Source organism: Acidobacteriota bacterium (assembly GCA_016208495.1).
In the GTDB taxonomy this organism is placed as follows: domain Bacteria; phylum Acidobacteriota; class Blastocatellia; order Chloracidobacteriales; family Chloracidobacteriaceae; genus JACQXX01.
Genome location: JACQXX010000056.1, coordinates 39,559 through 53,409, shown reverse-complemented (window position 1 = coordinate 53,409; position 13,851 = coordinate 39,559). Strand labels below are relative to the sequence as shown.

13 protein-coding genes are annotated in these 13,851 nt (G+C 49.3%); 3 read left to right on the top strand and 10 right to left on the bottom strand.

From position 1 onward, the window contains the following. The first annotated feature begins 46 nt into the window (after window positions 1-46). On the top strand, window positions 47-1,192 hold the full coding sequence (locus HY774_09920) for a WG repeat-containing protein (protein MBI4748795.1): 1,146 nt from the start codon (window positions 47-49) through the stop codon (window positions 1,190-1,192). Here HY774_09920 and HY774_09915 read toward each other — a convergent pair. Both HY774_09915 and mnmG read right to left on the bottom strand, forming a co-directional pair. Next, entirely contained in the window at window positions 1,189-1,845 is a 657-nt protein-coding gene (locus HY774_09915) for a class I SAM-dependent methyltransferase (protein ID MBI4748794.1), read from the bottom strand. The genes HY774_09920 and HY774_09915 overlap by 4 nt on opposite strands. Before the next feature lie 152 nt (window positions 1,846-1,997). After that, window positions 1,998-3,890, bottom strand: coding sequence for a tRNA uridine-5-carboxymethylaminomethyl(34) synthesis enzyme MnmG (gene mnmG, locus HY774_09910; protein MBI4748793.1), 1,893 nt, complete (start codon window positions 3,888-3,890; stop codon window positions 1,998-2,000). A 305-nt stretch (window positions 3,891-4,195) separates the two neighbouring features. Between mnmG and HY774_09905 the strand changes: the two genes are divergently transcribed. Further along, complete coding sequence (locus tag HY774_09905; protein ID MBI4748792.1) at window positions 4,196-4,630, top strand: hypothetical protein; 435 nt, start codon at window positions 4,196-4,198, stop codon at window positions 4,628-4,630. Between the two features lie 68 nt (window positions 4,631-4,698). On the opposite strand, the gene HY774_09900 is transcribed toward HY774_09905, so the two are convergent. The 3 genes from HY774_09900 to HY774_09890 all read right to left on the bottom strand — a co-directional run bounded on the left by HY774_09900 (window position 4,699) and on the right by HY774_09890 (window position 8,904). Further along, window positions 4,699-5,901, bottom strand: coding sequence for an AAA family ATPase (locus tag HY774_09900; GenBank protein MBI4748791.1), 1,203 nt, complete (start codon window positions 5,899-5,901; stop codon window positions 4,699-4,701). Between the two features lie 168 nt (window positions 5,902-6,069). Further along, window positions 6,070-7,467, bottom strand: a complete 1,398-nt coding sequence (gene mnmE / locus HY774_09895) for a tRNA uridine-5-carboxymethylaminomethyl(34) synthesis GTPase MnmE (GenBank protein ID MBI4748790.1) — start codon at window positions 7,465-7,467, stop codon at window positions 6,070-6,072. Window positions 7,468-7,914: 447 nt separating this feature from the next. Next, window positions 7,915-8,904, bottom strand: coding sequence for a Gfo/Idh/MocA family oxidoreductase (locus HY774_09890; GenBank protein ID MBI4748789.1), 990 nt, complete (start codon window positions 8,902-8,904; stop codon window positions 7,915-7,917). Window positions 8,905-9,102: 198 nt separating this feature from the next. Between HY774_09890 and HY774_09885 the strand changes: the two genes are divergently transcribed. Then, window positions 9,103-9,735, top strand: coding sequence for a YkgJ family cysteine cluster protein (locus HY774_09885; GenBank protein ID MBI4748788.1), 633 nt, complete (start codon window positions 9,103-9,105; stop codon window positions 9,733-9,735). A gap of 363 nt (window positions 9,736-10,098) precedes the next feature. Here HY774_09885 and HY774_09880 read toward each other — a convergent pair whose 3' ends face one another. The 5 genes from HY774_09880 to HY774_09860 all read right to left on the bottom strand — a co-directional run bounded on the left by HY774_09880 (window position 10,099) and on the right by HY774_09860 (window position 13,847). Continuing rightward, a complete protein-coding gene (locus HY774_09880; protein MBI4748787.1) occupies window positions 10,099-10,605 on the bottom strand; it encodes a DNA starvation/stationary phase protection protein in 507 nt (168 codons plus the stop codon). Between the two features lie 121 nt (window positions 10,606-10,726). Beyond that, entirely contained in the window at window positions 10,727-11,146 is a 420-nt protein-coding gene (locus HY774_09875) for a VOC family protein (protein MBI4748786.1), read from the bottom strand. Between the two features lie 177 nt (window positions 11,147-11,323). Further along, window positions 11,324-11,686 carry a VOC family protein gene (locus HY774_09870; protein MBI4748785.1) on the bottom strand — a complete coding sequence of 121 codons (363 nt, stop codon included), beginning with the start codon at window positions 11,684-11,686 and terminating at the stop codon, window positions 11,324-11,326. A gap of 69 nt (window positions 11,687-11,755) precedes the next feature. Further along, a complete protein-coding gene (locus HY774_09865) occupies window positions 11,756-12,178 on the bottom strand; it encodes a transcriptional repressor (protein ID MBI4748784.1) in 423 nt (140 codons plus the stop codon). A gap of 172 nt (window positions 12,179-12,350) precedes the next feature. Continuing rightward, entirely contained in the window at window positions 12,351-13,847 is a 1,497-nt protein-coding gene (locus HY774_09860) for an AAA family ATPase (protein MBI4748783.1), read from the bottom strand. Window positions 13,848-13,851 lie beyond the last annotated feature (4 nt).

The following is a 13,851-nucleotide window of genomic DNA, read 5'->3' as shown; positions in this document are numbered from 1 at the left end:
AGAGCAGCCTTCAACAAGGTATCGCCTGTGAGGGGAGGTTTATCTCATGACCAGTCAACCATATCTGGCAACCTGGTTTTCGAAAAACAAAAATCTAATTCTGGCAAATCTGGTTCTGATGCTGTTGCCGCTGGCGGTTGTGACACTTTTTATCCCATCAAAAACGGCTAAACCTCAATCGAATCAACTTCCAGTCATCATTGGAAACCCACAACTTTACCCAGTTTACATTCACCGTCGCGGGTGGGGATTTATAAATGCAAATGGCGCTAAAGTCATTCCACCTACACTAGAGGAAGTTACTCCGTTTTCTGAAGGACTTGCTGGCGTCAAGATGAATGGAAAGTGGGGGTACATCAATGAAACTGGAACCCTAGTCATTCAACCAAGATTCGATGCCGCTGGTGAGTTTCATAATGGACTGGCAAAAGTGGTCTTTGACGAAATAAAAAGGTTTGGAGTACTAATTCCACGCCCACCCATCGCATTCATCAATCGTCACGGAGAGAAGGTCATTGATTGCTTGCAGTTTCAATCAGTAAATGGATTTCAGGAGGGATTGGCCGCCGTTCAGATTGACAACAAGTGGGGCTTTATCAATTTGCAAGGTCAAGTCGTCATTCAGCCCGAGTTTGAAATAGCCTATGATTTTTCAGAAGGGTTGTCACTGGTTTTTAAGGATGGGAAATATGGGTTTATCACTCCCAGTGGAGACTGGCAGATTCCGCCGCAATTGATATCAGCCTCCAGTTTTCACAATGGACGAGCCAAAATCCTGGTCATCGCACAAGATGAAGCAGAAAGTTATGGCTTTTGTGACCGGCAAGGAAAACTCGTTATTCCAGCCGAGTTTGAAGATGCCAGTAATTTCTCGGAAGGACTGGCTGCTGTTCGAAAAAATGGCAAATGGGGGTTTATTGATGCCGAGGGAAAGGTGGTGGTTCCCTTCCAATTTCAAACGGCTGATTCCTTCTCAAGCGGGAGGGCGGCTGTGTTTCTTGGAAATGGTGTAACACCAGATGCAAAGTATGGGTACATTGATTCAACTGGAAACGTGGTCATTCCCGCCAGGTTTGGCAAAGCGGAACCATTCCGCGGCGAGTTAGCCTCTGTGAAAATCGCGTTTGAGCCGAAAGAGCTTAGCTACGTTAACCGCGATGGGAAAATCATCTGGCGAACGATTCTTCGCTAAGGGTTCCTTCTGAGCATCAACAGATAGCGTTGATCGCCTGAAGGCAATTTCGCTGTTTCAACTGTCCAGCCACGCGGTGGGTTCTGACTCGATGTCTGAGCCGTGTCTCCACCAACCCACACCAAAGCCGCGTGCAGTCCAGGCAGTTTCAAAAGTTTCGGCAATTGTTTGTCCAGTTTCTCAATTGCCCGCGCGAGGATTCCCCAGCGCGGGATTTTTTCTGTTCCGAAGAGTCCTGCCAGTTGTCCGGCTTCAACGCGACCTTCAAAAACCTTCACGCGTGATTCGAGCCCCAGGTTTTGAACAACTTCGTTGAGGAACAGGGCTTTCTTGTGCTGACTATCGGTCAACCAAAAATGTTCCACGTGGAACATTATTGAGAGCGGCACACCTGGGAATCCACCACCCGAGCCGACATCAACCCATACCTCCACTTCGTTGTTGAGTGCCTCCAGATAAGGTGCGGCAGCGAGCGCGTCCAGATAGTGCAACCGGGCGGCGGCCTCGGGGTTAGTAATCGTCGTCAGACTCATGCGCTGATTCCAGTGACAAAGCACTTCAAAATGCCCAGCCAACTGCTCAAGCTGCAGTTCAGAAAGATCAATCTTGTTTTGGGAAAGCAATGGGCGAAGGGAGGTCAGAAGGGAAGACATAGGCTTGGGGCTAAAGAAGACGAGCTAAAGAAGACGGGCTGAAGAACTTGGGCTGAAGAACTTGGGCTGAAGAACTGGTTTTATTTCATCCCTCATCCTTCATCCCTCATCCCTTCAGTCGCCCCAAGCCCTCAGCCCTCAGTCCTGGTTTTTCATCCCCGGCGGTGAATTTCGAGGTGCATGCTCAGAATGGCAATTGCCGCCGGAGTAACGCCAGGAATGCGTCCCGCCTGGCCAATTGTTTCCGGGCGGACTCGTGAAAATTTCTCGCTCATTTCCCGCGAGAGTCCTGGGATTCCACGGAAAACAAAATCCGTTGGGATTTTCACTTCAGCCGCTTTCGCCATTTTCTGGGCGGTACTTTCCTGGTGCTTGACGTAGCCGGCATATTTCAGATCATTGACCGCCACGCCAAGTTCTTCCTCAATGAAATTTTCATGGCTTAGTTGACGCAGGACTCCGGCAATGGCCTCGATGGTGACTTCCGGGCGCCGGGCCAGCGTTGCCAGTCGGGTCGTTTCCCTGATTTGTGTCCCTCCGGTTGTCTGGCGGAAGGTCTCGTACACCTCAGACGTTGGCGAAAGTGGTGTCTTTTCAAGCAACGTGTGTAATTCTTTAACTCGCTCTTGCCGGGCCAGAAATGCCTGATACTGCTCGTCGTTGACCATTCCAACTTGCCGTCCAAGTGGCGTCAATCGCTGATCAGTATTGTCAATTCGCAGCAGAAGCCGGACTTCAGAACGCGAAGTGAACATCCGGTACGGCTCATCCACGCCGCTGGTAATCAGGTCATCAATTAAGACTCCGACATAACTTTTGGCGCGATCAAGGGTGATTTGTTCACGACCAAGCGCCATCAGGCCCGCATTCATACCGGCAATCAAGCCCTGACAACCCGCTTCTTCATAACCAGTCGTCCCGTTGATCTGCCCGGCGTGAAACAAGCCGCGGACTCGTTTGACTTCGAGCGTCGGACGCAATTCGGTCGGATCAACAAAATCATACTCAATTGCATATCCAGGCCGGATCAACTGCGCTTTTTCAAGGCCGGGAATGGACCGCACGATTTTTTCCTGAACATCAATCGGAAGGCTCGTTGAAAGCCCGTTCACATAGACTTCGTTGGTGTGATGGCCTTCGGGTTCGAGGAAAATCTGATGCCGGTCTTTGTCGGCAAACTTGACGACTTTGTCTTCAATTGACGGGCAATAGCGAGGCCCGGTGGATTGAATCTGCCCACTGTAGAGCGGCGACTTGTCCAGGTTGTCCCGAATGATGCGGTGGGTATCCGGCGTCGTGTAGGTGATGTAACACGACAACTGCGGCTGCACGACTTTTCGCGTCTGGAACGAGAACGGAACCGGCGTGGAATCACCCGGCTGTTCTTCAAGATTTGAGAAATCAATCGTTCGGGAATTGATACGGGGCGGCGTCCCAGTTTTTAACCGTCCCACGCGCAACCCCAGCTTGTGAAACGAAGCGGCCAGCAAAATGGAAGGTAATTCACCAGACCGTCCAGCCGAATAGGTGCGCGGTCCAATGTGAATCAACCCATTGAGAAACGTCCCAGTACAAACCACCAGCGCTTTGGTGGCAATCTTGCGGCCATCCCACATCTCGACACCGATGATGCGATCCTGCTCGACCATGATGTCAATGACTTCGCCCTGTCGCAGATGCAAATTGGGAACGGTTTCCAGATAGCGGCGCATTTCCGTGCGATAGAGTCCCCGATCAGCCTGCGCGCGTGGCGACTGAACCGCTGGCCCGCGACTGCGATTGAGCAACCGGAATTGAATCCCTGTTCGATCAATAATCTGGCCCATAAGGCCGCCAAGGGCATCCATTTCACGCACGAGATGGCCCTTGGCAATGCCGCCAATCGCCGGATTGCACGACATCTGGGCAATCAAATCGAGGTTCAAAGTAATCAGCGCCGTGCTGCAGCCAAGTTGAGCGGCAGCGTGCGCCGCTTCACAACCGGCGTGCCCGGCCCCAATCACAACCACATCAAATTCTTCGTTAAAACAATATTCAACTGACATATTCACCACATCAATACTGAGAAATGAGGTCTCTTGCGTGCTCCTCAAACCATGCTGATACAAGATGTTTAGGGATTTTGAAGGAAGGGAAGCAGAATACAGGATTGAACGCCCGGTGCGAAGCCTCTTTGCCGAATGCCGCTGAGTCAGCCCCGCAGTTTCAATTCATCAATGGGTGTGGCAATCTAATATCAGGGCTGAGGGCTTGGGGCTGATACCAGGGCTGAAGACTTCGGGCTGAAGATTCGCAAGCTCAGGGCTGAAGACTTCGGGCTGAAGTTAAGTAACAGGAACAGGAGGAAACAATGAATACACAGGAATTGAGTGCACGAGTTGTTCAACAACTCCCAGTTGAAACACAAGAATTACTTTTTCCTCTCATCTCAGAACTACGGGCGCTTCCAGTTGAAACACAACTTGAATTCTTAGTTGATTTGCACAAAGAGCTATCTCAACGAAAGGTTCAACCACAATTTATCCATGAAGTAACCATTTCGCCTTCATTACCAAATGAAGATCAGGAAGTTCGGGCAATAAAACGCCAACAACGAGAGGAATGGTTGAAGGCAAACTATGCCGACTATGCTGGAAAATATATTGCTCTTGATGGAAATCAGTTGCTAGGAGTCGGCCAAAACTATGCCAAGGCCCGAAAAGCAGCACTTCACGCAGGTGTAAAGAATGCCTACATTGACTTTGTGCATCCACCTAACGCTAAGGGTTTTATGGGAGGATGGTGATGGCTTATAACTTAACGGCTAACCACTTTTCTGAAATGGTTGGGCAGTTTCAATGAGTTGAAAACCGGTTATGCGGTTTTCTCTTGTCGCTGAATAAATTTTCCAAGCAAAGGAACGGCAAAAGAATACTTCCCAAATCTGTTTTTATACACTAAACCAGCTTCAGCCAGCTTGGATAACATTTGATTCACGTGGCTACTGCTAAACGATTTTCCGCTTTTACTCTTCGATTTATCAACGATTTCCTGAACTGTAAATTCTTCATCACAATTCTTTAGGGAACTGATCACGCTTAATAATTCGCGCTGGCGATCCGTTGCCCGGTTCCAACGACCTGAGAAAAAGTCACTATCCAGCTTTCTCAGAATTTCATCCACCGGGAGCTGCCCGGTTTTTTCTCTCTCAGTTTGTTGAATAAAGGCGTCAAAGGCTTCGCGACAAATAAATTGAATAAAATAAGGATAGCCGTTTGACAGATCAACAATGCTGTTGACTGATTCAGCCGTAAAGGTAACCGGACAGTTTGTATCTTTGATTGGCTTCTCAATTGCTTCACGGCTTGCTGATTCATTCAACCGGGTCAAGGTCACAATGCGAAACATCCGTTCAGCAAACGTCCGGGCTTCAACCAGTTTTGGAAACAGTGTTGGAAGCCCGGTTAAAACCAGCATCAAGGGAATACCCTTCTTTTGTATTGATTGAAAGACATCAAGCAACATGGACAATGGGTACTGTTCTTTTGCGGATTGATCACTGAGATTTTGGGCCTCATCATAGGCAATAATGATTCCACGACAAGGTGTGTTCTGCAGATGTTTCCAAACAAACTCAAGTACAAATTTAAGCTTGTCAGAAACTAATCCAGGAGTTTGTTTATACAAGTACTGCAAAATTTCAAAATTCAAGGTTTGTCGGACAACTTTCGCGGTAGCAGTAAACCCAATCTGTTGAATTTCTTTTTGTGAAATCTCAATGCTTGATGAAATGACCGCCAGATCCGTCAGTAACCGAATCGCTAAGTTTTCCTCATTAACGCTGGCTGATTCAGAAAAATCAGTACTTGACCACTTCCACCCTTCTTGAATAGCAATCGGCTTGAAGGTATCCAACAGCACTGTTTTCCCAACTCCTCGAAGCCCAGTCAAGATTAAATTTTCAAGAATGACGGTTTGCCGCAATAATTTGTGAAATTCTTTTGTCTCTTGATCTCGCCCGGCAAGATAGGGTGGCGGGTGACCGGCTCCTGGTCGGAATGGGTTTTGGAACATCATATTTTTCATAGAGTTAGCCTTTGAAGAGATTTATTCTTCCTGAAAAAGTTACTCAGGTACTGAGCATTGTTTAGATTTATATCCAATAAGCCAAATAGCTAAATTTACACATTAAGCTAAATTTAGCTAGTTCACAGATAATATGTCAATTTAAAACCTTATTAAAACCTATTTTCCAATACAAAACGTTGCAAAAATCCGGTCGAAAATCTGCTCGACGGTGACTTCACCTGTGATTTCCCCCAGGGCACCAAGGGCGCGGTGCATTCCCGCCAGTGGCACTTCTTCTGAATATCCTTCAATCAAGGCTTCACGGGCAGCGCTGAGTGATTCAAGCGTTTCATTGAGTTTTTCAGCGTGTCGGGCATCAGTGATGAGCATATCCGGCTGGCTATCAAGCGAAGCACCACTACAGACCTGCCAGATGGCTTCGCGGAGTTCGTGCAATCCAGATCTGGTTTTGGCTGAAACGGAAACGATTGGCACGTCCAGATGCTGCCGTTCAATCGCCGAAATAAATTCATCCGCCTGGTGCGGCAAATCGGTTTTATTGAGGACAACCACCGCGTGCCGATCACTGAGCAACTGCATCAAGTTTTCATCTTCAGGCTGAATGCCAGTCGCCACATCAACCACCAGGACCACGACATCGGCTTCGTTGAGGGCGGCATAACTGCGTTCGACACCGATCTTTTCAACCACATCCGTTGTGGCACGAATGCCCGCCGTATCCACCAGCCTGACCGGGATACCTGAAATGGCAAGGCTTTCGGTTAATGTGTCGCGGGTTGTTCCCGGCAAGTCGGTGACAATCGCCCGGTCTGAATCAAGCAGGGCATTAAACAGACTTGATTTGCCGACATTTGGACGGCCAATAATGGCGAGACTGACGCCCTGTCGGACCAGGTGACCAGCTTTGTAGGTCGCAACCAGTGCCCCAAGTTCAGTTTCAAGTTTGGTCAACTGGTCAATGATGTGGTTTCGGGTATGGGTATCAAGGTTTTCTTCGACAAACTCAACCGACGATTCCATATGCACAATCATCGAGAGCAGCGATTCCTTGGCAGGCTGAAGTTTGAGCGAGAGTTCGCCGCGCGTTTGCCGAACCGCCAGTTGGGCCTGATAGGCGGTCTGAGCATTGATGAGATCACGGATGCCTTCCGCCTGAGTCAAATTGATGCGGCCATTGAGGAACGCACGCATGGTAAATTCGCCCGGAAGCGCCGTCCGGGCGCCGCTTCGAATCGCCATCTGCACCACTCGCTGGAGCACAATCGGTGCCCCGTGGCAGTGAAATTCAATCACGTCTTCGCCAGTAAACGAGCGTGGACGAGGGAAATAAATCGCCAGCCCATCATCAATGGGCGCACTGGAATCCAGATCCAACAAATCACCGCGCACTGCCCGGAAGGGAACTTCATCAAGGACGCTCCGGCTGTGAAAAAGCTGTTTCGCAATAGAGAGCGCCTGCAGGCCACTCAAGCGAACCATGCCAATGGCACCGCGTCCAGGAGGCGTTGAAATCGCCACAATCGTGTCTTGTAAAGCAGTTTGGGATAGGGACATAGGAATTTGGGGCTGAAGTCTCGCAGGCTCGGGGCTGAAGTCTTCGGGCTGAAAACTCGCAGGCTCGGGGCTGAAGGTTTTGGGTTGAAGCAACCAGTGATTTCCATGCTTCATTTTCCAAATTTCGCCCAAAACACTGACTGTTTGCCCAGGTTTGGTTATTGAGCCTGAAACCAAAGGGCATAAAGGATATAAAAGAAAGGGTGAAAGTCGGTTTTGTCGGAGTGATAAGGAGATTTTGGTGAATTTTCAGTTTGCTCAAGGCCCAACAAGATTCCCCTTTGCGAGTCGTATCCCGATCTGGTCGGCACTGGTCTTTTGGCAAGGCAGTGCTATTGGGGCGAAATTTGGGTAACTTGCACAAATGATTGGCTCTTGATTCTCATGTCTTTCTGAAAAGGATTGATTTCTAACCACTAACCACTAAAGATATGCTTCATTTTTCATTCAATTGAGCACAACGCGTCGGCCTTCGCGGCAAGATCGTTCGGCAGCATCGGCCAGTTGCATAACCTGGAGCACATGATCAAGCGAGACATAGGTCGGTTTTCCCAATCGAATGGCTTCGACAAAGGAGGTCACATCCTGGGCAAAGTGGCTCAGGTGATGGGCCATGGGGAGAATATCAATTACTTCAGTACCGATGGCCAGTTTGACCTGCTGGCGATTCTTGGCAACCAGCATTCCTTGAGTTCCAATGATGGTCAGCGCATGTGAAACACCAGTCACGGCGAGTCCGGCGGCATCCGCAATTTGACCAATCACACCATTGGCAAAGCCAATGTGCGCCGTGGTAAAGCGGCTTTGGAAGAAGCCGTCATCGGTGGTGCCAACCAGGGTCTCAGAAGCATCAATCCACTGGGCGGGTCCAGCCAGTCGGATCAACCGGCTGAGCACCGAAGCCCCAGCAAACAAGGAAAAACCGGAATTGATATTAAAAGTCCAATCCTCCAATGATGGTTTTCGGGCACTCAAATCGCCCCATAATACAGCCAGCGGTTGACCAACTTTCGACAGGTTATTGACCAGTGCTTGAAACCAGGGGGCGAGCAGTTCAATATGTTCCACGTGGAACACAATGGATTGACCTCTGGCCAGATCAATCAGACGCTGAGTTTCAGCCAGCGAGAGGGCAGCCGGATAATCCACCGAAGTATGTTTGCGGGCATGGAGTGCCGCTTCACAAATGGGCGCATGCTGTTGATTTAAGGTACATACCATCACCACATCAACATCGGGTCGTTTGACCAGTGTTTCCCAGTCGGTCGTGGCTTCAGCCTGATACGGTGCCGCCAGTTCCTGAGCCCGAGTCAAAGAATGTGACGCCACCGCAACCAATCGAACATCATTGCGCAGGTTGAGTTCGCGGGCCCGGATGCGTCCCACACGCCCGGTCCCAATGAGTGCCACACGCAGGGTTGAAGTTGAAGTCGCCACAAAAACCTCGTCGGTGAAAATCAAAAGGGGAATGGAAGCAACAGTAAGCGTTGAGGGAACATTGATGTCGCCGTGAGGCTCAATTTATACCATTGCACGCCTGAACATGCGATTTGGAATTGAAGAAACCGGGCGCTTCGGCTGAAAATAGAGCTGTCCCAGTTCTCATACGCCGCTTCTTTTTTCTTAGAGGTCATAATGTCAACCACTACAGCCCTGGCCCAGTATCAAGCCCTCTTGAATTGGATTACCCAAACCACATTTGATTTGACCAGCCAGTTTCCAACTGAAATCACCTGCCACCGAGGGTGTACCGGGTGTTGTCAGCAACATCTATCAGTTTTTGAAGTCGAGGCAGAAAACCTGCGTCAATTTCTCAAAATCCTTCCAGAATCAGTCCGCCAAAAGCTATCTCACCAGGCACGCGCCACGCTTGATCGCGAAGCCCGATTTAAAGCTGAAACTATCGCACCTGATACTGAGTTCCCGCCTGACCCGGCAAGCTCCATCCCCTGTCCAGCATTAGTTGATGGCGATTGCGCGGTATACCCGGCGCGTCCCGTGATTTGTCGCACGCACGGGTTTCCACTGCTCTACGTGGATGAAGAAACGGATGAAGCCTTGCTTGATGTTTGCCCACTCAACTTCACTGAAGCCGAAGACAGGCTTGAATCGCTCACCGAATCTGACGTGATTCCAATGACCGATATCAACGAGCATCTCGTCCGGGCCAATTTGGCCTTTCTCCAAAACACAACCGGCGGCACAGCCAATGCGCTGAACCGCCGGTCAATTGCGGAAATTCTTTTGTCAGTAGTCAGTAGTCAGTAGTCAGTAGTCAGTAGTCAGTAGTCAGTAGTCAGTAGTCAGTAGTCAGTAGTCAGTAGTCAGTAGTCAGTAGTCAGTAGTCAGTAGTCAGTAGTCAGTAGTCAGTAGTCAGTAGTCAGTAGTCAGTAGTCAGTAGTCAGTAGTCAGTAGTCAGTAGTCAGTAGTCAGTAGTCAGTAGTCAGTAGTCAGTAGTCGAGTGTTGGGATTTTGAATTCTCTGTCAAGTGGATTTTGTTCTATTTGAATCAGTTAGGAACAATTCTTTTCAAGAATTCGACGGATTCAACGATCCGGGTTTTATCTACTGACGACTGACTACTGACTTATCAACTACTGACGACTGACTTATCAACTACTGACCCAATAATCACCGATCCCGCTTGCGATGCTCGGCAATAAACCACGCGTCTTTTTCGTGAACCTGAACAATCCGGGTAAAGAGATCAGCCGTTCCAGGATCGCCACATCCGGTCGCCGTTTCAATGTCGGCCCGGAGCTCCAAAATCACTTTGTGGTGATCGTGGAGCAAATCTTCAAGCATCGTGTCTGGAGTGAGAATTCCCGGCTCCGCTGATTTGAGCGTGCCAAATTTGAGGTGTTCTTCCTGGCTTCCAATCGGGACACCACCCAGGGTCATCACCCGTTCAGCCTGCTCATCAATAGTTTCATTCACGTTCGTGGCATGGTCGTCAAAGAGCAAGTGAAGCTCACGAAACAGAGCACCGGAAACCGTCCAGTGATATTTTTTGTACTTGGTTGCCAGCAAGGCGGCGTTGGCAATATTTCGATTGAGGACTTCAATCAATCGAGTCCGTTCGTTTTCACCAAGTCCAACTCCATATCCATCCAACTCACCAAACTTCTGAATCAACATCATCATCTCCTTTTGAAAAAAATATCAAAACAATGCCAGTTATGAATTATGAACGTGGTATCTAATTGAATCACAGAGAGTTAGCCATTTCATAATTCATAATTCATAATTCATAATTGCTCTATGATGGAACTGATTCGACGGTCAGACCGACTTCCTGACCGAAAGCGAGTTCCAGTGTATGTCCATCCGGGTCCCGAAGAAAAGCCCAGTATCCAACCGGTACGCCGGCATCCGCAGGACCGGAAATCAAACATCCTTCGGCGCGAGCCTGGGCGCACAATCGGTCAACTTCTTCACGCGAAGCACACCCCACTCCCAGATGGGCGAAAGGCGACAGGCGAACTGTGACCAGAGGAACACCAATCAAAACAATGGCAAACGGGCGCGTTCGGTCGCTTAACCAGACCACAGTGGTATTGGTGCTCGTGTCATGCCGGCGGTGAACCACCTGCATATTCGCATATCGGGTATAAAAAGCGATGCTGGCCTCAACGTCCGTCACGGGGAGTGCAATATGAGTCAATCCGATGTCAGTCATTGTTTCACCTCTTCTTTTAGGACTCAGGGCTGAAAACTTCGGGCTCAGGGCTGAAAACCTCGGGCTCAGGGCTGGGGGCTGAAGAAAATGGGCTGTGGGTTCCAATCCCCAATATCTTCCGCCCGATGTCTTCCGCCCACTTTCTTCCGCCCCAAGCCTTCAGCCACCGTCTTCGCATTAAACTTCATACGTTGTGATTTCAACCACATGGCCATCCGGGTCAGTCAAATAGAGTGACACGCTATAGCCGTGATCTTGAATGTCAAACGGAATGCCGCGTTCCTTGAGAACCACCTGAGCCCGGTCATAATTGGCTCGATCCGCACGAAAAGCAACGTGCCAGGTGGGGCGGGTGACTTGCTGGTCAGCTTTGGCCGGAAACAGGGCAATCGCGGTATTTCCAGAAATCATATCAATCGGGTAGGGTTCGCTGCTGGGTTGGTGGCGCTCAAGACCCAGGACATCCTGATACCAGCGGGCAGAAACTTCAAGATCTTTGACGGTGAAAGCAATATGGTCAATGTGCTGCAATGTAAACATAAATCAACTCCGGGAAATTTGGAAAAATTCTTTTTTTAGACTCTATCTAAGTCCATTTACAAAAAAATACTACGGTTGGACACAATGAGCGCACAAACCGCGAAGAGTCAGTTCAAAGGTCTCAACTTTTTGGTTGCCAGGGAGCACCGCCTGCACCACTGGTGCCACGACCTCCCAATCAATATCTTCAACTTTACCGCACTGACGGCAGATGAAATGGTGGTGTGGCATTAAATTTGGGTCAAACCGGGCAATCCCGTTTTCAAAAAGTTCAGCCACCAGATGAGCTTCTTTCAACCAGTTAAGTGTGTTGTAGACCGTTGCTCGCGAGGTCATCGGAAAGCGTTCATTCACCGCCCGAAAAACCTCTTCCGCCGTCGGGTGATGATCCACCGACTGCAGGAATTCCACAATCACCTGCCGTTGGGGTGTCATCTTCAACCCTTTGGTCCGAACCAGATTTTCGACTGATTGATGTGAGAGTCGCTTCATAGCGAACTTAGATTAAGTCTAAATTAAGAATCAGTCAAGATATTTTTCCGGGTTCCGGGTTCTCGAAATATCTCTGATCACTCAGGTGTGTTTGGGTTATTTAGAACTTGCCAATCGCTGATTTTTGGATTGACTACTCGCTACTTCGCTACTTCGCTACTTCGCTACTTCGCTAGGAAGCATTGATCGCCCGAGCGAGCGCCCAGCTTCGGATGTGCTTGATTTGTTCGGTCATGGTGCGTGAAAGCGGAATGGTCTGACTCAGGGTCTTAATCAAATGAGTCATGCTTAACGGTACTTTCTGGTTAAATGCTTCAATGGAGGCAACTTCCACGGCTTGCTCGATTTCAGCACCGTTCCAGCCTTCTGAGGTTTTTGAGAGCGTCACCAGATCAAACCCCATCATATTGCACCCTTTGCGGAGCAGGTGAATCGTGAAAATCTGTTTGCGTTCTTCTTCGTTAGGCAAATCCAGGAAAAAGACCTGGTCAAATCGCCCTTTGCGGATGAATTCCGCCGGGAGCAAGTCAATCCGGTTGGCTGTGGCGGCCACAAAAACCTGTTCGTCTTTTTCCTGCATCCAGGTCAGGAACGTGGCAAAAATGCGAGTTGACGGCCCTCCCTGGGCGCCTTCCTTGATGCCGACGATGCCGGTCTCAATTTCATCAATCCATAAGACGCAAGGGGAGAGGGCTTCGACCGAAGCCAGGGCGCGCCGAAACGCGTTTTCCGGTGCCCCGTACCCAACGCCTGAAAAGATATTGCTCATATCAAGCCGAAAGAGTGGCAGGTTCCACATTGAGGAAATGACTTTGACCGCCAGGCTCTTTCCACATCCGGAAATTCCCATCATCAGCAATCCCTTGGGCTTTGAGACACTGGCCTGTTCAGCTTCTTTTGAAAACAGATTGGCGCGTCTGGCCAGCCAGTTTTTGAGCGAATGATATCCGCCTAAATCTTCGGCCTTAAACCGGGGATAGATAAATTCCAACAAGCCGTCTTTTTTGGTGATCTGTTCTTTTTCGACCAGCACCTGATTGATCACTTCTTCGGAAAAAACCTGTTTTCCATAAAAGATTCCACTGAGGACGTGCTGGATCTCGCTAAATGTCAATCCTTTTAACCCATTGATGAGATTGCGCTTCAGGGCTTCATCCGCGATAGTCGTCTTGAAATACCGGGTGGTGAGATAGTCAACCAGGGGACCGATTTCATCTTCCGCCGGCAAGAGAACTTCGACAAGATAGATTTCCTTTTTGAGTTCGTCAGGGATGCTCAAGATTGGCGAAACAATGCACAAAAATTTGCCCTTTTCTTTCAGGGCATAATAGGCATCGCGCAACTCACGGATAATCAATGGGTTATTTTCGACTTCACGATGAAAATCCTTGAGCAGAAAAAAGCCGCGTTCCTGGGTCTTAATGATAAATTCCAGTACGCCACGGGCCTCCATTGTGCCGGGAATCAAGTCTTCTCCATGCCGGAGCCCCTGTGAAATGGTCCAGATATAGACATTGAGCGGCGGGTTAAACCCTCGGGCGATTGATTGAATCATCCGCTCGACACGATCTTCTTCCCAACTCAGCAAATACAACAGCGGATACTGGGCAATGATCGCTTTTCGCACACGATCAATGGGGCGGGGACGGACAGTTGCAGGTTTGCTCATAAAT